The organism is Enterobacter sp. RHBSTW-00901 (genome assembly GCF_014103115.1).
Taxonomy (GTDB): Bacteria; Pseudomonadota; Gammaproteobacteria; order Enterobacterales; family Enterobacteriaceae; genus Enterobacter; species Enterobacter cloacae_P.
In genome coordinates this window covers 3,941,816-3,962,090 of sequence record NZ_JABXPB010000001.1, presented here as the reverse complement: position 1 = coordinate 3,962,090, position 20,275 = coordinate 3,941,816, and the positions used below count along the sequence as shown (strand labels likewise).

At 53.9% G+C, this 20,275-nt stretch carries 22 protein-coding genes and 1 other RNA gene; 10 read left to right on the top strand and 13 right to left on the bottom strand.

Features of this window, described 5'->3' with window-relative positions:
* Nucleotides 1-248 precede the first annotated feature (248 nt).
* The 5 genes from tomB to HV318_RS19030 all read left to right on the top strand — a co-directional run bounded on the left by tomB (nucleotide 249) and on the right by HV318_RS19030 (nucleotide 2,396).
* Complete coding sequence (gene tomB, locus HV318_RS19050) at nucleotides 249-623, top strand: Hha toxicity modulator TomB (RefSeq protein ID WP_008499288.1); 375 nt, start codon at nucleotides 249-251, stop codon at nucleotides 621-623.
* A gap of 27 nt (nucleotides 624-650) precedes the next feature.
* Complete coding sequence (gene hha / locus HV318_RS19045) at nucleotides 651-869, top strand: hemolysin expression-modulating protein Hha (RefSeq protein WP_181622491.1); 219 nt, start codon at nucleotides 651-653, stop codon at nucleotides 867-869.
* A gap of 211 nt (nucleotides 870-1,080) precedes the next feature.
* The gene (gene maa, locus HV318_RS19040; RefSeq protein ID WP_182273974.1) at nucleotides 1,081-1,632 is read left to right on the top strand and encodes a maltose O-acetyltransferase; all 552 of its coding nucleotides are present in this window, start codon (nucleotides 1,081-1,083) and stop codon (nucleotides 1,630-1,632) included.
* A 117-nt stretch (nucleotides 1,633-1,749) separates the two neighbouring features.
* Nucleotides 1,750-2,217 (top strand): YlaC family protein, encoded by a 468-nt coding sequence (locus tag HV318_RS19035; protein ID WP_182273973.1) that lies wholly within the window; start codon nucleotides 1,750-1,752, stop codon nucleotides 2,215-2,217.
* 11 nt (nucleotides 2,218-2,228) lie between these two features.
* Complete coding sequence (locus tag HV318_RS19030) at nucleotides 2,229-2,396, top strand: hypothetical protein (RefSeq protein WP_182274659.1); 168 nt, start codon at nucleotides 2,229-2,231, stop codon at nucleotides 2,394-2,396.
* Here HV318_RS19030 and ykgO read toward each other — a convergent pair.
* On the bottom strand, nucleotides 2,362-2,502 hold the full coding sequence (gene ykgO / locus HV318_RS19025) for a type B 50S ribosomal protein L36 (RefSeq protein WP_003859006.1): 141 nt from the start codon (nucleotides 2,500-2,502) through the stop codon (nucleotides 2,362-2,364). The two genes, HV318_RS19030 and ykgO, sit on opposite strands and share 35 nt — an antisense overlap.
* Nucleotides 2,503-2,504: 2 nt before the next feature.
* On the bottom strand, nucleotides 2,505-2,765 hold the full coding sequence (locus HV318_RS19020) for a type B 50S ribosomal protein L31 (protein ID WP_182274631.1): 261 nt from the start codon (nucleotides 2,763-2,765) through the stop codon (nucleotides 2,505-2,507).
* Between the two features lie 234 nt (nucleotides 2,766-2,999).
* Between HV318_RS19020 and pdeB the strand changes: the two genes are divergently transcribed.
* Complete coding sequence (gene pdeB, locus HV318_RS19015) at nucleotides 3,000-4,565, top strand: cyclic di-3',5'-guanosine monophosphate phosphodiesterase PdeB (RefSeq protein WP_182273972.1); 1,566 nt, start codon at nucleotides 3,000-3,002, stop codon at nucleotides 4,563-4,565.
* Between the two features lie 45 nt (nucleotides 4,566-4,610).
* On the opposite strand, the gene HV318_RS19010 is transcribed toward pdeB, so the two are convergent.
* The 3 genes from HV318_RS19010 to yczE all read right to left on the bottom strand — a co-directional run bounded on the left by HV318_RS19010 (nucleotide 4,611) and on the right by yczE (nucleotide 9,567).
* The gene (locus HV318_RS19010) at nucleotides 4,611-7,703 is read right to left on the bottom strand and encodes a beta-galactosidase (RefSeq protein ID WP_182273971.1); all 3,093 of its coding nucleotides are present in this window, start codon (nucleotides 7,701-7,703) and stop codon (nucleotides 4,611-4,613) included.
* Nucleotides 7,704-7,806: 103 nt separating this feature from the next.
* Nucleotides 7,807-8,877 (bottom strand): LacI family DNA-binding transcriptional regulator, encoded by a 1,071-nt coding sequence (locus tag HV318_RS19005; protein ID WP_182273970.1) that lies wholly within the window; start codon nucleotides 8,875-8,877, stop codon nucleotides 7,807-7,809.
* A 78-nt stretch (nucleotides 8,878-8,955) separates the two neighbouring features.
* Nucleotides 8,956-9,567: a membrane protein YczE gene (yczE, locus tag HV318_RS19000; protein WP_182273969.1), complete on the bottom strand. Its 612-nt coding sequence runs from the start codon at nucleotides 9,565-9,567 to the stop codon at nucleotides 8,956-8,958.
* A gap of 86 nt (nucleotides 9,568-9,653) precedes the next feature.
* On the opposite strand from yczE, the gene yczR reads away from it, so the two are divergent.
* Nucleotides 9,654-11,075 (top strand): MocR-like transcription factor YczR, encoded by a 1,422-nt coding sequence (gene yczR / locus HV318_RS18995; protein WP_182273968.1) that lies wholly within the window; start codon nucleotides 9,654-9,656, stop codon nucleotides 11,073-11,075.
* Nucleotides 11,076-11,220: 145 nt separating this feature from the next.
* Here the strand turns inward: yczR and HV318_RS18990 are convergent, their stop codons facing one another.
* The 3 genes from HV318_RS18990 to ffs all read right to left on the bottom strand — a co-directional run bounded on the left by HV318_RS18990 (nucleotide 11,221) and on the right by ffs (nucleotide 12,048).
* Entirely contained in the window at nucleotides 11,221-11,436 is a 216-nt protein-coding gene (locus HV318_RS18990; protein WP_014069144.1) for a hypothetical protein, read from the bottom strand.
* A complete protein-coding gene (locus tag HV318_RS18985; protein ID WP_182273967.1) occupies nucleotides 11,433-11,684 on the bottom strand; it encodes a hypothetical protein in 252 nt (83 codons plus the stop codon). Before HV318_RS18985 ends, HV318_RS18990 begins: the two co-directional genes overlap by 4 nt.
* 267 nt (nucleotides 11,685-11,951) lie before the next feature.
* Nucleotides 11,952-12,048, bottom strand: an RNA gene (gene ffs, locus HV318_RS18980) — signal recognition particle sRNA small type.
* Nucleotides 12,049-12,294: 246 nt separating this feature from the next.
* Between ffs and HV318_RS18975 the strand changes: the two genes are divergently transcribed.
* The gene (locus HV318_RS18975; RefSeq protein ID WP_182273966.1) at nucleotides 12,295-12,702 is read left to right on the top strand and encodes a dTDP-glucose pyrophosphorylase; all 408 of its coding nucleotides are present in this window, start codon (nucleotides 12,295-12,297) and stop codon (nucleotides 12,700-12,702) included.
* Nucleotides 12,703-12,775: 73 nt separating this feature from the next.
* The gene (locus tag HV318_RS18970) at nucleotides 12,776-13,111 is read left to right on the top strand and encodes an MGMT family protein (protein ID WP_182273965.1); all 336 of its coding nucleotides are present in this window, start codon (nucleotides 12,776-12,778) and stop codon (nucleotides 13,109-13,111) included.
* A 31-nt stretch (nucleotides 13,112-13,142) separates the two neighbouring features.
* Here HV318_RS18970 and HV318_RS18965 read toward each other — a convergent pair whose 3' ends face one another.
* Complete coding sequence (locus HV318_RS18965; protein ID WP_182273964.1) at nucleotides 13,143-13,634, bottom strand: YbaY family lipoprotein; 492 nt, start codon at nucleotides 13,632-13,634, stop codon at nucleotides 13,143-13,145.
* Nucleotides 13,635-13,838: 204 nt separating this feature from the next.
* Between HV318_RS18965 and tesB the strand changes: the two genes are divergently transcribed.
* Nucleotides 13,839-14,699 carry an acyl-CoA thioesterase II gene (tesB, locus tag HV318_RS18960; RefSeq protein WP_182273963.1) on the top strand — a complete coding sequence of 287 codons (861 nt, stop codon included), beginning with the start codon at nucleotides 13,839-13,841 and terminating at the stop codon, nucleotides 14,697-14,699.
* Nucleotides 14,700-14,794: 95 nt separating this feature from the next.
* Here the strand turns inward: tesB and amtB are convergent, their stop codons facing one another.
* From amtB to HV318_RS18940, 4 genes are all read right to left on the bottom strand, one after another.
* A complete protein-coding gene (amtB, locus tag HV318_RS18955) occupies nucleotides 14,795-16,084 on the bottom strand; it encodes an ammonium transporter AmtB (RefSeq protein ID WP_182273962.1) in 1,290 nt (429 codons plus the stop codon).
* 35 nt (nucleotides 16,085-16,119) lie between these two features.
* Nucleotides 16,120-16,458 carry a P-II family nitrogen regulator gene (glnK, locus tag HV318_RS18950; protein ID WP_008503304.1) on the bottom strand — a complete coding sequence of 113 codons (339 nt, stop codon included), beginning with the start codon at nucleotides 16,456-16,458 and terminating at the stop codon, nucleotides 16,120-16,122.
* 222 nt (nucleotides 16,459-16,680) lie between these two features.
* Nucleotides 16,681-18,462, bottom strand: coding sequence for a SmdB family multidrug efflux ABC transporter permease/ATP-binding protein (locus HV318_RS18945; RefSeq protein WP_182273961.1), 1,782 nt, complete (start codon nucleotides 18,460-18,462; stop codon nucleotides 16,681-16,683).
* Entirely contained in the window at nucleotides 18,455-20,227 is a 1,773-nt protein-coding gene (locus tag HV318_RS18940) for a SmdA family multidrug ABC transporter permease/ATP-binding protein (protein ID WP_182273960.1), read from the bottom strand. The genes HV318_RS18945 and HV318_RS18940 overlap by 8 nt, the downstream gene beginning before the upstream one ends.
* Nucleotides 20,228-20,275 lie beyond the last annotated feature (48 nt).

Sequence of the window (20,275 nt, the reverse complement as noted above, 5' to 3'; positions counted from 1 at the left end):
ACATAAGGAAGCCGTAAAAAAGTCACTCCTGTTTTAGATTACGCAACCAGCCCCAGGGCAAACAATTGCGTACAAGTTCGCAGCGTTGCGTTTTAATTGTAATTTTTCGTAATAGCGCGATGAAATCTTGAAAGGAGTGGCTTATAGTTAGAGTTATCAGGAACACAGCACCCGTGCGGCTAAGTATGTTGTATCCATCCCGACGTTGATGTTCGGTGAGTAAGAAATCACTCAAAAGGGGATGCGCTATGGACGAGTACTCGCCAAAAAGGCATGATATCGCGCAGTTGAAATTTCTCTGCGAATCCTTGTACCATGACTGCCTTGCCAATCTTGATGAAAGTAACCACGGCTGGGTGAACGATCCTACGTCTGCTATCAATTTACAGCTGAATGAGCTGATAGAGCATATCGCAACCTTCGCACTTAATTATAAAATTAAGTACAATGAAGATAATAAGCTGATTGAGCAAATTGACGAATACCTGGACGACACCTTTATGTTGTTCAGCAGCTACGGCATTAACGCACAGGATTTGCAAAAATGGCGTAAATCTGGGAATCGTCTATTTCGCTGTTTCGTCAACGTGAGCAGAGCTAACCCTGTTAGCCTTTCCTGTTAAAATTATTACAACTACTAAGGTAAATTTATGTCTGATAAACCATTAACCAAGATCGATTATTTGATGCGCTTACGACGTTGTCAGTCAATAGACACGCTGGAACGTGTAATTGAAAAGAATAAATACGAGCTTTCTGATAATGAACTGGCTGTATTTTATTCAGCGGCTGACCATCGTCTTGCTGAGCTAACAATGAATAAACTGTATGACAAAATCCCCTCTTCTGTGTGGAAATTTGTCCGTTAATCTTTGACGTGTATCTGCAGAGGTTTTGCCATTTTCTAAACTGAAGTCACCTTTCGAATTACACTCCCTGAGTGAAAACCAGGTTCCCGAGTAAAAACTGTTCAGCAGCAACTATGTTGTGACTGTGGTCACAACGATTTTCTGGGAACGTTCCCTTTCTGGTTAATCCTCTTTACCCTGAGGTAATTCACGATCCCAGAGAGGTTTCCCCATGAGCACAGAAAAACAGAAAATGATCGCAGGTGAACATTACCTCCCCGGTGATGAGACGTTACGGGCCGATCGACTGCATGCCCGTCATCTTGTTCACCGCTATAACCACACGACTCCTGATGCAAAACCAGAACGCCAGCAGATACTCGCAGAACTCCTGGGGAAAAGTGAAGGCGCTTATATTGAGCCAGGCTTCCGCTGCGATTACGGCTATAACATTTATCTGGGTAACGCGTTTTACGCTAACTTCGATTGTGTGATGCTTGATGTCTGCCCTATTCATATTGGCGACAACTGCATGCTCGCTCCGGGTGTTCATATCTATACGGCGACACACCCGCTGGATGCTGACGAACGTAACAGCGGTGTCGAGTTTGGCAAACCTGTCAGCATTGGCAATAATGTCTGGATTGGTGGACGAGCCGTTATTAACCCTGGCGTCACCATTGGTGATAATGTGGTGGTTGCTTCCGGTGCCGTTGTCACCAAAGATGTTCCGGCCAACGTCGTCGTCGGCGGAAATCCAGCTAAAATAATAAAAACGCTGTAAGCCGGTGGGGAGCAAACTGTTATGGTCTTTCTGTACATAACTGTTACTTTTTTCAACCAAATGGCTCCCCTAAAATAGGCAGATCCCCTGTGTTTTCATAATTCATGAAGGCAAAAAATGACCGAGATACAGCGCCTGCTTACCGCCACCATCGACGATCTTAACATCCGTGAAAAGCGCGACAATCGCCCGCGCTTTAGCATTAGTTTTATCCGCAAACATCCAGGGCTGTTTGTCGCCATGTATGCTGCCTGGCTGGCGACGCTTATTGTAATGCTGAAGTCCGACACGCTGGTGGATTCCGTCTGGCTGCTGGTTGTACTGTTTGTGGTGTTTAACGCCTTTTTCTTTTTCGACGTGCATCCTCGTTATCGCTACGAAGATATCGACGTGCTCGATTTCCGGGTCTGCTATAACGGCGAGTGGTATAACACACGCTTTGTCCCGTCAGAACTGATCGACAGCATTTTGCATTCCCCAGCGGTAGAGACCGTGCAAAAAGAGAAGCTGCAGAAAATGGTATCAACCAAAGGACAGCTCTCCTTCTATGATGTCTTTACGCTTTCCCGCCCCGCTGCTGCGTAACGAGAGTCTGTGTGCGTCAGCCTCCCAACGCATACAACGACCTGAACACACCCTCCTGCAAGGTGGGTGTGTTTGAAAACACGCTTGCCACCGACCCGATGGCAGGCAGAGAAGATCCCTGGAAAGTTGGCGTGCTACGTGCGCTTAGCGTCTTTTTTTACGTCCCTGAACAGCCTTAAAACGCGGGTTAGATTTGCAAATAACGTACAGGCGTCCTTTGCGTTTGACTATCTGGCAATCCGGATGGCGCTGTTTCGCACTGCGCAGAGAATTAAGTACCTGCATGATTAACCCCGCTTCGCATTAAGAAAACCGCCAAAACGCTGACGGAAGCGTGCCGTACTGCCTTCTGCCGAAAACGTTTTTTGCTTACCGGTGTAGAACGGATGTGACTTCGAAGAAACCTCAATAGAAACGTATGGATACGTTCTACCGTCGAGTTCAATTTCGCGATCGGTTCTGATGGTTGAGCCGACTTTAAAGTACTCATTGGCACTGGTGTCGTGAAACACGACGGTGCGATAGGCTGGGTGGATATCAGATTTCATCATAGGCTCCATATGCTTTGTTATAACATAACAAAACAGTATCTGAGTCACCGTACAAAAGCAAGCCCCGATCATGCACCGTATCCCCGGAATTATTTTCTGATTTGCCTGGGAACGAAGTGAAATCAATAAATGGCACGTGCTATAACTATATCATTTCGCGATAAAATCTTTTTCCTCTGGCGAGCACACTCAGTGTCCCGGGATTGGGCATATGAGGAAGGAAACAGCTGCATGAAAACCCGACATCTGGTCAGCCTGGTGACAGGCATACTGATCGTTTCTGTGCTGGTGCCGATTTGCCTCAGTATCTGGCTGGCCCATCGCCAGGCGGAAGAGCAGTTTGTCAATGTACTGGATAACTATGCTTCACGCGTATTGATGCGTACAGACAGGGTTGTCGCTCAGGCGAAAGATGCACTCACCCAACTGCAAAATTATGAAGCCCCTCCCTGCAGTCGTCAGCATCTGAGAGAGATGCGCCTGGTCGCTTTCTCCCGGCGGTATGTGCAAGAGGTGATTTATGTTGATAACCTGAAACCCGTCTGTTCATCTCTCGAACAAATCAGCAACGCACCTGCCTATCCCCCTCCGATGCGCATTACCCGGGACGGCTACAGCACATGGCTGTCACCACAAAACGATCTTGGGTTTAACCACTATATGGCCATTGTCGGTCGGGGACATTACCTGGTGATGATCGACCCCGACTCTCTGGTGGATGTGCTCCCGTTCAGTACGACCCACATTGATGCTGCTTTGATTGGCGACGCGCGCAATCTGATTTTTGCCAGCAGTAATACGCTTGATCACCATATTCACGCGCTTCTGGGTAACCAGAAAATAACGCGCCTGCAGTACAACGGTTCGATGTATATCACTAAACCCGTTCCGGAACTGGGCTTTACGGTGGTGGCGTGGGCAGCGCTGAAACCGCTGGATGAAAACTGGCATCAACAGTTGCTCATCTGGCTTCCTGCAGGGATATTGATCAGCCTGCTTGCCGCGTTCTTTATGCTGCGACTTCTGCGCCACATACAGTCTCCGCGTAACCGCCTGCAGGATGCCATTAACAGCCGTGATTTTGTGGTCCACTATCTGCCCATTGTGGCGTTAGGCAGTGGAAAGATGGTCGGCGCGGAGGCGCTGGCACGCTGGCCGCAGCCTGACGGGAGCCACCTGTCACCCGATATTTTTGTGTCGCTCGCGGAACAAACGGGCCTTATTTCGCAGCTGACTCAATTAATCATCGAAAAAGTATTCGAAGATATGGGGCACTGGTTACACCTTCATCCGGATCAGCATATTTCCATTAACCTTGCGCCCGACGATCTGACCTCCGGTAAGCTACCGCCCCTGCTTCATCATCTGCTGAACAAATGGCAAGTCCACCCCGGACAAATAGCCCTTGAACTCACCGAGCGCGGTTTTGCCGATCCAAAGGTCAGCGCCCCGGCCATTGCTGCATTCCGCCGTTCAGGCCACGCTATTTATATTGATGATTTTGGAACCGGCTATTCCAGTCTCAGTTACCTGCAGGAGCTGGACGTCGATACGCTAAAAATTGATAAATCTTTCGTGAATGCGCTGGAGTACAAAAATGTGACGCCACACATTATTGAAATGGCGAAATCGCTGAAGCTGGCGATGGTTGCGGAGGGTATTGAAACGGCAGGGCAGCTCGCCTGGCTGCACCGCCACGGGGTACAGTACGGACAAGGGTGGTACTACAGCAAAGCAATGCCAAAAGTGGAATTTATTCTGTGGGCTGAATACAACCTCGAAAATCATCCTGCTTAAGCAGGATTAAAAGTACGGCCACCGTATGTGGCCGTATTTGTCAGGTCAGCTAATGTTCTGATGCCAGCTAAAGGTATAGCGTAGCTGGCGTTTTTGCAGGATAAACTCTGGTGAAACGCTGGGGCTCCAGGAGTCATCGCCGCCCACGCCCATATGGAACGCGTCAAGATTAAGCCAACACCCCGGTTCCTCGCGTAGCAGATGATGATGGGTTGTCTCGCGCAGCTGTTGCTGGCTATAGCGGCTCACGGAGAAATGGAACTGTCCCTGCAGCTGGTGTGCCCCTAACACCAGTTCACGGGTATCACAGCGCAGGCCATTTTCTGTCGGGAAGATATACGGCGTGTGCATTGCTTCCAGCGGCAATGTCCAGCGCCCCTGCTGTGCCGCCAGTTTTCTGTCAGGATAGTTCTCATGCGGCCCCAATCCCAGCCAGCACGCGCTCTGCGGTACCTGTGCGAGCTGACAGCTCAGGCCGACACGTGCCGGTTCAGGGATGTCAGAGGCGACCTGTATCTGCACATCTGCATGCAGCACACCACGACTGTCAACCCGCCAGACCTTACGGCTCAGGAACAGTGCTTTGCCGCCATATTCCCAGACATGCAGTGTTGTCACCACCGCCTCGCCTGAGTGTTGCTCTCCTTCACACGCCAACACCCGGGGATGTAAATCGTACATCCCCGCCGCTTTCCAGCGCTCAACCCACGCATTCGGGTCAATTTGCGTGGCCTCGCTCACGCCGATATCATTATCCAGCGGTGCGCGGGTAAAGTTATCCGTCAGCGGCGAAAGCAGCGTTTCAACGCCATTACGCCACCATTGCGTCAGATTTCCTGAAGCACGATCGAACTGCCAGCGTTGTTGCTGATGTGTCAGCTCCAGCACGTCATCTTTTTGTGTTAAGACCGGAGGCTCACCCGCCTTCACCGGCGGTGCAATATACAGCGGAGCCGGAAGCGGCCATTGCTCCCACGCACAGCGATGGTTTGCCGGTGACCACGGCGTTGCCCGAGGCTGCAACACGGCCAGATTAAGCCAGACCTCACCCGGCTCAGCCGTGAACTGCGGCAGAGAGATTTCGAGGCGCTGCACACCCTGTGGTGCAACAGAAAGCGTGATATCCCCAGCGGCCAGTACCTTCCCGTCGCGAAGCACCGACCATTCCAGCAACTCGTTATCCGTATGGCGGAACAGGTAATCGCTCTGCACCTCAACCACCAGCGGAGACGTACTCACCAGCGTGAAGATGAAGAACTGCTGGGCGCGCTGCGCCTCATACAGTGCCGGATGCGGTGTGCGGTCAGGGAACACCAGTCCGTTCAGGCAGAACTGACGATCGTTCGGTTTATCGCCGAAGTCCCCGCCGTAGGCCCAGAAAGGATTACCATTTTCGTCTTTCCTGGTCAGAGCCTGATCGACCCAGTCCCAGACAAACCCGCCCTGCAGACGCGGGTGGCGACGAAATGCCTGCCAGTATTTAGCAAACCCACCAAAGCTGTTCCCCATTGCATGGGCGTACTCACAGAGGATCAGCGGGCGCGTCTCATCCGGCATGCCGATCCACTTTTTGATTGACCACTTTGGTACTGCCGGGAAAGGTTGATCCTGATCGACACGGGCATACATCGGGCAAACAATATCGGTTGCCGCCGTATTCGCCCCGCCGCCTTCGTACTGCACAGGGCGCGTCGGATCGGTGGCTTTTAGCCAGCCATATAAGGCATCGTGGTTTGCGCCGTGACCAGACTCATTTCCCAGCGACCAGATAATCACCGAGGGATGGTTGCGATCGCGCTGTACCATGCGGGTCACACGCTCGCTCATGGCTGGCAGCCAGCGGGGATCGTCAGCAAGGCGGCTCATGGGCACCATGCCGTGCGTTTCGATATTGGCTTCGTCAACAACGTACAATCCATAACGATCGCAAAGCGTGTACCACAGCGGATGGTCAGGATAGTGCGAGCAGCGAACCGCGTTAAAGTTGTGTTGTTTCATGAGTTCGATGTCGCGCCGCATCGTCGCGTCGTCCATCACCTGCCCGTTTTCCGGGTGATGCTCATGACGGTTTACCCCGCGGATCAGCAGCGGTTTTCCATTGAGTTTCAGCAGGCCATTGCTGATTTCAACGCGGCGGAAACCGACATCGCAGGCTTCCGTCTCCAGCATGTTGCCTTGCGCATCCAAAAGCGCAATCGTCAGGCGATAGAGTTCCGGCGTTTCAGCACTCCATAACGCGGGTCTCTCTACCGGGATCGCCACCGTTAGCCGCTCAGCCCAATTCCCCCGCTCATCCACAATGACAGAGCCAGGGTGTTGAGTGGTGCTGGCGCATTTTTCGCCGTTGCGCCACAGGGTACATGCCACTTCACACTCTGCATAGCGGGAGCCAGCCAGCGCAACGTCAACCTTCAGCACCGCCCGGTCAAACTCCGCATTCAGATCCGTAACGACGTGATAATCCGCAATCTGCGTCCCGGGCTTATGCAGCAGGGAGACATCGCGGAAAATCCCGCTCATGCGCCACATGTCCTGATCTTCCAGATAACTGCCGTCGCACCAGCGCAGGACCATCACCGCCAGCCGGTTCTGGCCGGGGCGCAGTACCGCTGAAAGATCAAATTCGGCGGGTAGCCGACTGTCCTGCGAATAGCCTATCCACTGACCGTTACACCACAGATGGAATGCCGAGTTCACACCCTCGAAGACAATTCGGGTTTGTCCGCCTTGCAGCCAGCCGTCATCCATCTCAAATGTGAGCGAGTAACAACCAGTAGGGTTTTCTGCCGGTACAAAGGGAGGGTTAACGGCAATCGGATAGGTGACGTTCGTGTAGACAGGCGTATCGAAACCCTGCATCTGCCAGTTCGAAGGTACCGGCATTGCGACTGCATCGACACAATCTTCTTCCACCCATGCTTGCGGAACCTGCTCTGGTGCGGGATAAAAGCTAAAACGCCACTCCCCGTTGAGAGAGCGTATGCTGGCGGATCTCACGTCATCCCTGGCAGATTGTTCATGACGCCAGCTATGAAACGGCGCATGCGCCGCCAGACGGTTCCACTGCGTCACCCCGGGGTTTTCCCAGTCCCGACGAGCCAGAAGTGCGCTGAGGGTCAGCGATGAAGTATTGGGCATAATAACCTCGTTGCGAAGCGCTCACAATTTTAGTCAACATGCCCTGGTAAATGACACCGGTAAAGTGTCCGTACGCGATGAAGCGAGTCAGATCACAAAAGTCTTATTCACGGGCGAGTTGTTCCGCCAGCAGCGCCAGGTTTCTCAGCTGTTGCGCCAGATCCTCACGATCGGCCTGCCGTGACGTACGACGAGCGCTGGAATGGCGGGTAATTAGCGTAACAGGGAGCTGAATTTGTCGGAATTTTTCAGCACTGCCGGGGGCCAGCAGCCATTCCACACTTCGCTCGCCGGCCTCGCGAAACGCCTGCCGAATGGTAGTGAGCGGAGGGGAACACCAGGCGCTATCTGCCGTATCATCAAACCCAACAATCGATATCTGACCAGGGACCGCAATCCCCTTTTCTGCGCAGGCACGCATCACACCCAGCGCCATTTGATCGTTCGCGACCAGAATGGCATCCGGTAACACTGCACCGGACAACAGCACATGCCCCTTCTCATATCCGCACACTGCACTCCAGTCGCCATGTGCTACTGCGGTCGCCTCAAGCCCGGCCTGCGCCAGTGCGGTTTTCCACCCCGCCAGACGCGCACGCGCAGCGACCGAACTTTCCGGCCCGCTCAGAAGTGCAATATGCTGATGCCCCAATGAGAGCAAATGCTCAACCCCCAGGTGGGCTCCCAGCGCGGCATTAAACACCAGGCTGTTCACCTGTGCCGAAGGTGCGACATCCAGAAACAGAACCGGAACAGGTGATGCCAGCGCCTGAAGCTGCTCTGCGTGAGCATCATCCAGTGGAACGTTCACCAGCAAAGCTTCCACACGCTGGGCCAGCAGTTCCTGAAGTGCAGGCAAGCACTGCTGCGGGTGTTCCACCATTGAGATCAACACGCTTGCCCCCTGAGCTGTGGCACGGGATTTTACCGCCGAGGCAATTTGTGAAGGTGCGTGCAGCGCCAGATCGGTGGTGATCAACCCCAACGTGCGGGTGCGTTTACCTGCCAGCTGCTGTGCGCCACGGTTAGGAACGTAGTTCAGCTCCGCCATCGCCTGCAGCACCTTTTCCCGCGTCCGGGCGGAGACATGTTCCGCGTCGTTGATCACACGGGAAACGGTCTGATAAGAAACCCCCGCAAGGAGGGCTACGTCATAAAGAGTGATCGCTTTCATGCATTCTGACACCGCATCAATAGATGACTTCTATTCTGGCACAGCGATGTCATTAAAGCATGTGAGCGCTTCGCAAAATTAAACAACCTGCTCCGGCTGAGGAATTTTATCAGCGCGTGGTTTCTGGCGGAACCAGGGCAAACAGATCTGGATAAGCGGGCCAATGGTCAGGGCATAAAGTACCGTTCCCACACCGAATGAACCGCCAAGCAGACAACCAATCAGCAGAACGGACACTTCAATCGAGGTACGCACGCTACGGATTGACCACCCCATTCTGGCATGAATGCCAGTCATCAGACCATCACGCGGGCCTGCGCCAAAACCGGCTCCAATATACATACCCGTTGCTATCGCGTTCATCACAATAGCCGAAACCAGCAGAGTAATTCGGATGGGCAGCGAGGTTAGCTCGGGGATCAACGCCATCGAGGCATCCGCCGCCAGACCGATGACAATCACGTTACTGAGGGTGCCAAGCCCGGGGAGCTGGCGCAGGGGGATCCACAGCAACAGCACCGCCGCACCGGTCAAAATGATCACCGTGCCAATGCTCATTCCCAGCTGTATCGCCACCCCCAGGTGAAAGACGTCCCACGGATCGACACCCAGATCCGAACGAATAAACATTGCGGTTGACAGGCCATAAAGCCCTAAGCCGACGTAAAGTTGCAGCAGACGACGTACCATTTTTATCTTCTCCGAAAAACCAGACTTTCATATTGTGCGAAAATGGCATTATGATTAATGTCCAGTTTTCAAATAGTGGACTGCATATGTCATCACGTCGTTTCGGTAGCCAGTCTTTGGTACGCCTGCTTGGCCACTGGCAACAAACCTCTACCCGGATCCCGCTCTGGCGTCAGCTGGCTGACGCGTTACGTCTGTTAATTCTTGATGGCAGGCTGGCGCTTAACACGCGTCTGCCGGGCGAGCGGGAGCTGGCCTCTGCGCTGGACGTTAGCCGCACCACCATCAGCAGTGCGCTGGCTCATCTGCGGGAAGAAGGGTATCTGGAAAGCCGTCACGGCAGCGGTTCACGCGTGATCCTGCCGGATACCCGTGCCGTACCTACCCTTTCAGCGGCAAGTGCGGCACTGGATCTCTCTACTGCCGCGCTCAATGCCGGGCCAGAAATCCACCAGGCTTACACCCATGCACTCACGGCGATCGCCCAGCACCTTTCGCTGACGGGTTATGACCAGCTCGGGTTACCGGCACTCCGCGACGCCATTGCCGCACGCTATACCGCACGTGGGCTTCCGACCCGGGCTGACGAAGTGATGGTGGTGAATGGCGCGCTCAGCGGTTTTGCGCTGATACTGCGGATGATGACTGGCCCCGGCGATCGCGTCGTGGTCGATCACCCCACCTACCCGCTGGCGATTGCCGCTATTCAGGGGGCGCAGTGTCGTCCTGTCGGCGTTTCGCTACCGGAATCGGGTTGGGATACGGATGGCTTCGCGGCAACGCTTGCCCAGACAGCGCCGCGTCTGGCATACCTGATGCCGGATTTCCACAATCCGACGGGGCGCTGTATGGATATCGCCACCCGTCAGGCGATAACCGACATCGCTGCTCAGACTCGTACCACGCTGGTTGTCGATGAAACGATGGTGGATTTATGGTTTAGCTCACCGCCGCCGCCGCCACTGGCAGCGTTTAACCCGCAGGCCACCGTGATCACACTGGGTTCCGCCGGAAAAAGTTTCTGGGGTGGACTTCGCCTCGGCTGGATCCGCGCCTCCTCACGAACCATCGCAACGCTTGCCCAGACGCGTGACACGCTGGATTTGGGATCGCCGCTGCTGGAACAACTGGCAACGCTGTGGCTTATCGAAAATAGCGACACTTTTCTCCCGGCTCGCCGGAAAATGCTGGCTGAGCGCCGTGACCGTTGCGGTGAACTGTTGCGCGAACACTTCCCGGAATGGACGTTCCATGAGCCAGAAGGGGGGCTTTCATACTGGATAGCACTGCCGGGCATGCTGGCAACGCAGCTTGCCGCACGGGCTGAAACGCTGGGGATCAATCTGGGAGCCGGAACACGGTTCGGTTTGTCGGGTGCGTTTGATCGTTATTTACGCATCCCCTTCTCGCTAGCCCCGGCAGAACTGGAACAGGCGCTGCTCAGAATCAAGCCGCTGTGGCTCGCTCTGAATAAAAACATGCCATCCGTCAAACGGAGTTTAGTCTAATGTGAGCAAGATAGAAGCAGCCAATGAAATACGAACTGGTTACATTTTAACCCGTGATTAAAATCACATATTATTTCGTTGCGTAACAAATAATAAAAACTGCTGACTGTAACGTATGCAGTCAGCAGTTTTCACCCGTCAGGATTTAGTGCTGAGGAGGAATAGGAAAGCCCTTCAGTGAAATAACGAAATTTTCACCCTCTTTCTTTATTTTTGCGCCAGTATCACACCAGTCCGACGCAATACGAAAGAACTCATCACTACCAACATTCCAGCCAAGACGGACATGCTTCACGTAACCTGAACGCAACAGATCGCAGGCCTCTTTGTAGTCGTTGGCGGTAGACAGTTGTTGTTTCATTTTCTCTTCTTCAGAAGTTTGCGTAGTGCTTTGATTTCTTTAGGAGTAAATGGAGTTACACTCTCTTCTTCCGTATGCTGATTATCAATATCCTCTTCCGATACTCCCGCCTCTTCCACTGCTTCAAACGCCAGCAGCAGCAGTTTCTCCGTTGTTACGCTTAAATTTTCGTTATTCACTTCCGCATAATGGCGAAGTCTTTCTTTTAGCGCACCATCAATCTTAACGTTTAATACCGCAGTAACCATGATTGTCACTTCCCTTCGGAATAAGTCCTTTATTTAATACACGAAGTTAACATTGTAATCCAGATATATATTTTTTGCTTATGACAGAAAAAAGACACCCAATAATAAAATGGCAGTCTATTATTACAGGTTTATGACAGTAATATTTCAGCAAGATGAAATATATATTATATAAGATATTAAATACCTTTAGTTTCTGTGGGTAACGAGCTGAAGTTGGGGGGAGAGAACGCAGGAGAGTCTACAGAGAGCAGAAATGGGTGGGGGCCCTGCCAGCTACATCCCGGCACACACGTCGTCTGCCCTGGCTGCTTCCTTCCGGACCTGACCTGGTGAACAGAGTAGCGTTGCGGGAGAACCAACAGAGCCCCCATTGAGAGCGTTGTTAACCAACGCGCTGGCGCATTATCCCTGTGCAGCCCACCAATTGCAAGCTGCTGGCATCCGGATGGTGGTTTATTGCGCAAACCGGAGCAAATAGGTCCCTCATCACCTTTGCAGTCAGTACAGATGCACAGATTGCGAACCCCTTCGCAGTAAATTTGCTCACTCATGCCACACTCTTTGAATGTGGCTGACCAGGCGCTTTATCTCTTTCCAGGATGCACCCATGATTAACACGCTCCCCAAAACATTGACCCTCGCCATGCCAGCCATTGACGGCGTGACTCTCCATCATAAAGGGCTGAACTTTCTGCGCCCCGACCTGATGCTGGATTTTGTCAGCATTAGCGAACGCCCCATGCTTTTCGTCACGCCGATCGCGGTACTTTATTCCACCATTGGCGTAGTGCGTCACATCAACCTGAGAAGAATACCGGTTGCTGTATCCGGGCGCGTTATCTATCCCATCTGCTCACAGGCCTTACCCGATCTTCGGGCCAAACTCATCATCAATACCCCGGCGAGAAAGCTGAAATTTCTCGAAAGTCTGGTCGCGATGCGCGATCAACCTGCCGCCAGCGGCACAAAAGTGATCGGCCTCGCACTGGAGTTCACCGTTCAACAGGCTGACTGAGCAAGATACCCGTGCCGCTTCACAATCATTTCAGGGTCACTTATCCTGTGTTTTTTTACGTCTGGTAAGCAATATGGACTCTTACGATCCACTCCCTGAACCGTTACCTGACACCTTTCCTGTCCGGGTCTGGCAGATTGTTGCCTCTATTCCTGAAGGTTATGTCACCACCTATGGCGACGTTGCTCGTCTTGCGGGTTCTCCCCGCGCGGCACGTCAGGTCGGTGGCGTACTGAAACGGTTACCGGAAGGAAGCACATTGCCCTGGCATCGGGTGGTGAATCGCCACGGAACTATTTCGCTCACCGGGCCAGACTTGCAGCGCCAGCGCCAGGCATTACTTTCGGAAGGGGTGCAGGTGTCGGGATCAGGACAGATAGATTTGCAGAAGTACCGCTGGGTGTACTGATACCCTCCCCCGAAGGAGAGGGCAAAAGCCATTAAGGCTGAGCTGACGGCGCAACAGGAACTTCCGTTTGCTGCACAGGTGTCAGATTGAGGTCAACTTTTGTCCCGCCGTTGTTGATCGCTTCCTGTACTGTATCGGTGATAAAGACCAACTTACCGTTGATCGTTACCGCCGCACTCAGAAGAATACGCGCATTCGGCTGCACGTCTGCTGGGTTATACGGTAGCACAAAGCTAAACGGAGCCTGTTTGCCTTCTGTACGAACGACGCGTTGCGACAGCACTTTCGACGGCGCATCAGCCAGCGAAGCGTCAGACAACGTCACCGTTAATACCGCATCTGGCGGCAAAGCGACTTTCTGACGGATCCAGATCGTACCAGAAACATTTGGCTGCTGAATGGACTGCTGTGAAAGTGTATTAATCCCATACGGATCTGCGGCTGGTACCTGGGCGCTCTTACCTGCGCAGGCAGACAATGCCACCGCAATAGCTATACCACTTAGCATGGGTACGAGTTTCATTGAAGTCTCCTTATCATCAATGCACCAGCGGGATCGATCCCACCCGATGTCGTTAGCATTCACATAACGTAAACAAGTGTGGCACAAATCACTTATTAATGCCTGATTTCGACCCATTATTCAGATTATTCCACCCATCTGACCACTTTCATTTCTGCGTTATACTCTGCGTATCTTTCGCTACGGCGTTTATTGAGGACGACTATGAGTCAGGCACTAAACAATCTGCTGACATTACTGAATCTGGAAAAAATTGAGGAAGGACTCTTTCGCGGACAGAGCGAAGATTTAGGCTTACGCCAGGTCTTCGGAGGGCAAGTCGTAGGACAGGCGCTGTACGCAGCTAAGGAGACCGTCCCTGCAGACCGTCTGGTGCACTCATTTCACAGCTACTTTTTACGCCCTGGAGATAGCACGAAACCGATTGTGTACGACGTTGAAGTGCTGAGAGACGGTAACAGTTTCAGCGCACGCCGCGTGGCGGCCATTCAGAATGGCAAGCCTATCTTTTACATGACGGCTTCATTCCAGGCTCCGGAACCGGGTTATGAGCATCAAAAAGTGATGCCTCCAGCCCCTTCTCCGGATGAGCTCAAATCAGAGACGGATATTGCCCGCGCGCTGGCGCATCTGCTGCCGACACAGATGAAAGAGAAGTTTATCTGTGACAAGCCGCTTGAGATCCGCCCTGTCGAATTCCATAACCCGATGAGAGGCCACACCGCCGAGCCAAAACGCCAGGTGTGGATCCGCGCCAACGGTATCGTACCGGATGATTTTCACGTCCATCAATACTTACTGGGCTATGCTTCCGACTTCAACTTCCTGCCGGTTGCGCTACAGCCGCACGGCGTTGGGTTCCTGGAGAAAGGGATGCAGGTCGCAACGATCGACCACTCCATGTGGTTCCACCGTCCGTTCGATATAAACGACTGGCTGCTCTACAGTGTGGAGAGCACTTCGGCATCCAGCGCGCGCGGATTTGTTCGCGGAGAGTTTTACACCAAAGCGGGCATTCTGGTGGCCTCGACGGTGCAGGAAGGGGTCATGCGAAACCGGGGATGATTTTGTGCGGCCTGATGCCCTCACCCTGGCCCTCTCCCACGGGGAGAGGGAATAAACACTAAAAAAGGCAACCGAGGTTGCCTTTTTGCAATTTATCAGGCGTTGTACGCATTCTCGCCGTGGCTGTTCACGTCCAGACCTTCGCGTTCCTGCTCTTCCGGTACACGCAGACCCACAGTCATATCCGCCAGTTTATAGCCGATGAAGGCCACAACGGCAGACCACACAACGGTGATGGCGATACTTTCCAGCTGCACCAGCAACTGATGAACCATTGTGACGCCTTCTGCGTAACCAACACCACCCAGTGATTTTGCGGCGAAGATACCGGTCATGATACAACCAATGATGCCGCAAACACCGTGTACGCCGAACACATCGCAAGGGTCATCAACGCGCAGAACGCGTTTCAGTGCGGTAACACCCCACAGACCTGCCAGCCCCGCCGCCAGACCGATGAGCAGCCCCCCGCCGACACCGACATAACCACACGCAGGGGTGATACCAACCAGACCGGCAATCGCACCAGAACATGCTCCCAGCAGGGAGGGTTTACCGCGAATAGCCCACTCACCAAATACCCAGGAGAGGATGGCACCCGCCGTTGCCACAACGGTGTTCACAAAGGCCAGCGCGGCGATTTCGTTAGCTGCACTTGCAGAACCTGCGTTGAAGCCGAACCAGCCAAAATAGAGAATCGCGGTACCGGTAAACACCATTGGCAGGTTATGCGGCTTGAACGCTTCTTTACCAAAGCCCACACGTTTACCAATCAGGTACGCCCCCACCAGACCCGCCACCGCGGCGTTGATGTGTACAACAGTACCGCCCGCAAAGTCCAGCGCGCCATGCGTCGCCAGCAGACCACCGCCCCAGACCATATGGGCAATTGGCACGTAGGAGAGCGTCAGCCAGACGACCACGAAGATCAGCACCGCAGAGAAACGGATACGCTCAGCCAGCGCCCCCACAATCAGACCCACAGTGATACAGGCAAATGAGCCCTGGAAAGCGACGTGGATATACTGATAGAAGCTGCCCATCAGGGCGGTCAGTTCAATATTTTTCAGCATCGCCCAGTTGAAGTTGCCGAAGAAGGCGTTGCCTTCCCCGAATGCCAGCGAGTAACCGTAGACAACCCACAGTACGCACACCAGCGCGAACGTTACGGCAACCTGCGTCAGCATGGAGAGCACGTTTTTACCGCGGATCAGACCGCCGTAGAACAGCGCAATACCAGGAATAGACATGAACAGCACCAGCGCGGTACTGATCATCATAAAAGCGTTATCGGCTTTGTCTACCACCGCAGGGGCTGCAGCCATTGCCAGGCCCGGCAGCAGTGCCAGAGAACCCAGAGCCGTTTTGATTGTTGCTATCTTCATTTTCTCGATCCCTATCACTGTGTGCCAGGAGTTACTTACAATGCCGCTTCGTCGGATTCGCCGGTGCGAATGCGAATGACGCGCTGCAATTCGGCAACGAAAATTTTGCCGTCGCCAATTTTGCCGGTGTAGGCCGCTTTGCTAATGACATCAATGACTTCATCAAGCTGGTCATCGGCAATTGCGACATCAATTTTTACTTTTGGCAGGAAGTTAACGCTGTATTCCGCCCCGCGATAAAGCTCGGCATGACCTTTCTGACGACCAAAGCCTTTCACTTCGGTGACAGTCAGTCCCTGAATACCCATAGAAGACAACGCTTCACGCACGTCTTCGAGTTTGAATGGTTTGATTACAACCGTAACCAGCTTCATAAATCCCCTCCAGTCAGAATTCGGTAATGGCCGCAGCTAACACGTATGAGATATTGCAAGCGGTGTGCCAGAATTAAAAACAGAGGAGAAAAGCGGTGTAATGCGTGCGGAAAGGCATTGCCCGACTTACAGAGGAAAAAAAACGCACCATGACAGTGCATGGTGCGTTTCCGTTTTGCACCAACAGTAATGACTGTTAGCGCGTTGCCTGATTTTGGTGCATCAGGCGCTAAGCGACTCTTCTTCGCGCGCGCTGGCGGCCAGCTCTTCTCCGGCCAGTTGCAGCTGGTACATCTGCCAGTAGCGCCCTTTTGCCTCTAACAGCTCCCGGTGCGTACCGCGTTCGACGGCCTGCCCGCGATGCAGCACCAGAATGGTATCGGCTTCAACAATGGTTGACAGGCGATGTGCGATGACCACCAACGTCGTATGGTCACGCACGGCGGCCAGCGCCTGCTGGATAGCCTGTTCGGTACCGGAGTCGATACTGGCCGTCGCTTCATCCAGAATCAGCACCTGCGGCGTTTCAATCAGTACACGCGCCAGCGCCAGAAGCTGCTTTTGCCCGACGGAGAGATTATTCCCCTGCTCACCCAGCCGGGTGTTGATCCCGTCGCTAAATTCGCGTGCCAGGTCAGCCAGCTGTACTTTTTCCAGCACCTCCCAGACCTGCTCATGGGTATATGGCCGCCCCAGCGTCACGTTAGCGTAGAACGTATCCGCCATCACGACCGGATCTTGCTGCACCATCGCAACGCCTTTACGTAACACGTTGTGGCTGAGCGACACGAGCGGACGCCCGTCCAGACGAATTTCGCCCTGCGTTAAAGGGTAATACCCCATCAGCAAACTCGCCAGGGTGCTCTTTCCACTGCCGGTATGCCCCACCAGTGCCACAAAACCACGCGACGGCACATCAAGGCTAATGCCCTGCAACACCAGCCGGTCGTCACGGTAGGCAAACGAAACATTATCAAAAGCAAGCGCCCCGCTTTTCAGGGGGTGTTCATCATTGCCATAGGTCTGACGCGGCCTGTCCATCAGCTCGAAGACGCGCTCCCCTGCCACCACGGCCTGTTGCAGCATGGATTGCTGGGTAGTGAGCTCTATAAGCGGCTCGTTAAGGCGTCCGAGGTAGCTAATAAACGCGTACAGAACACCCACTTCAATCGTACCGTTTGAACTCAGCCCAAAGAGCATCAACAGGCCGCAGAGCACCAGCGCCGAGAAGAGGCTTAACAGTGGGCGCAGCAAGAAACCGTCCAGTCGCAGCGTCTGCATACGCGCCATATAGTGCGAACGGCTGGCTTCACCCATTCGCTCACCAAAGCGCGCCTGCTGGCGGAACTGCTGAATGACGCTCATCCCGTTGATCACTTCGTTGAAGCCATCATTAATATCGGCCAGATAGGCTCGCACGCGACGCACAATTGGCGTGCTGTAGCGTTGATAGATGACCATCACGATTAACACTGCCGGGAAGATGGTGATCGCCACCAGTGCCATGCGCCAGTCGAGGCTGAACATGGCCACCAGCATGGCACCAATCAGCGCAGCACTGCGCAGCACGGTCGCCACGACGGTGACGTACAGATCGCGGATCACCTCGGTATCGTTGGTAACGCGTGAAATAACCTGCCCAACCGGCTGGATATCAAACTCGCTCAACGGCTGGCGCAGTGCCGCATCCATAACATCTGTACGCAGCTGCTGTACCACGCCAACGGCTGCCCGGTTAAAGAGCAGCGATTGCGCATAGTGCAGCCCGGCCGCCGTCAGCTGTAACCCAACGTAGGCCACACCTAAGCCTGCCACCAGTCCCAGCGGCAGATAGCTTTTCGCCACCATGTTGTCGATGAAATAGCTGATGAGCAGAGGGCCACTCACCTCAGCAATGGCCGCAATCCACAGCAAAAGCACGGCAAGGGACAGTGGTTTCCGCCACGGCGAACCATAGGCGAGCAGGCGCTTGAGCGTTGGCCACTGCGTTCCAGGCTTACGCATTTGCAGCCTCCACATCCTGTTCAGGAGCATCGTCCAGCGCCGCTTCAAGCTGCTGGTAACGATACATATCGCGATACCAGCCAGGTTGCCCCGCAAGCTGGTCATGCAGCCCGCGCTGGGCAATGTGCCCATGCTGCAGTACCAGAATTTCACTGGCTTCTGTCAGTGCCGACAAACGGTGGGCGCAGATAATCACCGTACGTCCTTCTCCCCACTGGCGAAGGTTATGCAGGATCTGGTGCTCAGTGCGGCCATCGACGGCGGAAAGCGCATCGTCCAGGATCAGGATTTCGGCATTCAGCAACAGCGCACGCGCAATCGAAATACGCTGCTTTTGCCCGCCGGAAAGCATGACACCGCGCTCACCAACTTCCGTTTCATAGCCCTGTGGCAGGCGTAAAATATCGTCGTGCACGCTGGCTAAACGCGCCACATGTTCAATTTCTTCCTGTGTCGCTGTGGGGTGACCGAGCGCAATATTGTTCGCCACAGTGTCAGAAAACAGGAACGGCGTCTGGCTGACTACCGCCAGACGGCTGCGCCAGTCGTCCAGCAGTAGCTGCGTCAGAGGGCGATCGTGGAAACGAATGTCGCCCTGTGTCACATCAAAGTGACGCTGGAGCAGCGACAGAACGGTGCTTTTCCCGGAACCCGTCGGGCCACAGATACCCAGCATCTGGCCGGGGGATAGCGTGAAATTCACATTTTCGATCACCGGATGTTCCGTGTGTGGGTAGGTAAATTCACGAATATCCGCTTTCATCACGCCACGCCCTTCCGGCACCGGTTCGCTACCATCATTGACGACTGGCGCTTCGGCCAGCATGGCGCGAATGCGGCTGTAGGCAGCACTGCCGCGCTCAACAATGTTGAACATCCAGGCCAGCGCCAGCATCGGCCATATCATCAGCCCCAGATACATCGCAAAACTGGTCAACTGGCCGAGGGTCATCGACCCCTGTACCACCATCCAGCTCCCACCGCCAATGGCCAGCAGGTTCGCCATACCGATCGCGATATATATAGTCGGGTCAAAACGCGCATCAATGCGCGCGACACGCATGTTTTTCGCCCCCGTATCCGCCGCATCGGCCGCAAACAGCGCAGATTGTCTGTCCTCCAGACCGAACGCTTTGATCATGCGAATACTGGTCATACTCTCCTGAGTACGATCGTTAAGCGATGAAAATGCCGCCTGCGCCAGCTTGAAACGTTCATGAAGCTTTTCACCGTAGCGGTTGATCGCCAACGCCATCAACGGCATCGGCAGTAACGCCAGCAGGGTCAGCTGCCAGCTGATCTGGGTAGACATCACGATCAACACCGCGCAGCCCATCACCAGAGAATCCACCAGCGTTAACACCCCTTCCCCGGCGGCAAACACCACGCGATCCACGTCGTTGGTGGCGCGGGCAATGAGATCCCCGGTGCGATGACGCAGGTAAAACTCAGGATGCTGACGACTCAGCTGGCGATAAAAATCTTCGCGCAGCTCTACAGCCAGCTGATAGGACGCGCCAAATAAAAGCACACGCCAGACGTAGCGCAGCAGGTAAACAATTACCGCGGTCAGCACCAGCGTACCAACCCACATCAACACCCGTGCGGTGGTGTAATGCTGTTTCGTGACGCCATCCACGACAAACCCCACCACTTTCGGCGGGATCAGCTGCAAAATGGCAATGATAATAAGCAGGCATACTGCGCCGAGGTAGCGTTGCCACTCCCGACGAAAGTACCAGCTTAATTGGGCAAATAATCGCACGCGGTTTGTTCCTGAAGGTATTATTCCGGCAACGCCGGGAAGTTATTT

What these genes read in the sequence shown, in the direction of transcription:
- tomB (WP_008499288.1), top strand. Translation starts at nt 249, where the DNA reads ATGGACGAGTACTCGCCAAAAAGGCATGATATCGCGCAGTTGAAATTT.
- hha (WP_181622491.1), top strand. Translation starts at nt 651, where the DNA reads ATGTCTGATAAACCATTAACCAAGATCGATTATTTGATGCGCTTACGA.
- maa (WP_182273974.1), top strand. Translation starts at nt 1,081, where the DNA reads ATGAGCACAGAAAAACAGAAAATGATCGCAGGTGAACATTACCTCCCC.
- HV318_RS19035 (WP_182273973.1), top strand. Translation starts at nt 1,750, where the DNA reads ATGACCGAGATACAGCGCCTGCTTACCGCCACCATCGACGATCTTAAC.
- ykgO (WP_003859006.1), bottom strand. Translation starts at nt 2,502, where the DNA reads ATGCAGGTACTTAATTCTCTGCGCAGTGCGAAACAGCGCCATCCGGAT.
- HV318_RS19020 (WP_182274631.1), bottom strand. Translation starts at nt 2,765, where the DNA reads ATGAAATCTGATATCCACCCAGCCTATCGCACCGTCGTGTTTCACGAC.
- pdeB (WP_182273972.1), top strand. Translation starts at nt 3,000, where the DNA reads ATGAAAACCCGACATCTGGTCAGCCTGGTGACAGGCATACTGATCGTT.
- HV318_RS19010 (WP_182273971.1), bottom strand. Translation starts at nt 7,703, where the DNA reads ATGCCCAATACTTCATCGCTGACCCTCAGCGCACTTCTGGCTCGTCGG.
- HV318_RS19005 (WP_182273970.1), bottom strand. Translation starts at nt 8,877, where the DNA reads ATGAAAGCGATCACTCTTTATGACGTAGCCCTCCTTGCGGGGGTTTCT.
- yczE (WP_182273969.1), bottom strand. Translation starts at nt 9,567, where the DNA reads ATGGTACGTCGTCTGCTGCAACTTTACGTCGGCTTAGGGCTTTATGGC.
- yczR (WP_182273968.1), top strand. Translation starts at nt 9,654, where the DNA reads ATGTCATCACGTCGTTTCGGTAGCCAGTCTTTGGTACGCCTGCTTGGC.
- HV318_RS18990 (WP_014069144.1), bottom strand. Translation starts at nt 11,436, where the DNA reads ATGAAACAACAACTGTCTACCGCCAACGACTACAAAGAGGCCTGCGAT.
- HV318_RS18985 (WP_182273967.1), bottom strand. Translation starts at nt 11,684, where the DNA reads ATGGTTACTGCGGTATTAAACGTTAAGATTGATGGTGCGCTAAAAGAA.
- HV318_RS18975 (WP_182273966.1), top strand. Translation starts at nt 12,295, where the DNA reads ATGATTAACACGCTCCCCAAAACATTGACCCTCGCCATGCCAGCCATT.
- HV318_RS18970 (WP_182273965.1), top strand. Translation starts at nt 12,776, where the DNA reads ATGGACTCTTACGATCCACTCCCTGAACCGTTACCTGACACCTTTCCT.
- HV318_RS18965 (WP_182273964.1), bottom strand. Translation starts at nt 13,634, where the DNA reads ATGAAACTCGTACCCATGCTAAGTGGTATAGCTATTGCGGTGGCATTG.
- tesB (WP_182273963.1), top strand. Translation starts at nt 13,839, where the DNA reads ATGAGTCAGGCACTAAACAATCTGCTGACATTACTGAATCTGGAAAAA.
- amtB (WP_182273962.1), bottom strand. Translation starts at nt 16,084, where the DNA reads ATGAAGATAGCAACAATCAAAACGGCTCTGGGTTCTCTGGCACTGCTG.
- glnK (WP_008503304.1), bottom strand. Translation starts at nt 16,458, where the DNA reads ATGAAGCTGGTTACGGTTGTAATCAAACCATTCAAACTCGAAGACGTG.
- HV318_RS18945 (WP_182273961.1), bottom strand. Translation starts at nt 18,462, where the DNA reads ATGCGTAAGCCTGGAACGCAGTGGCCAACGCTCAAGCGCCTGCTCGCC.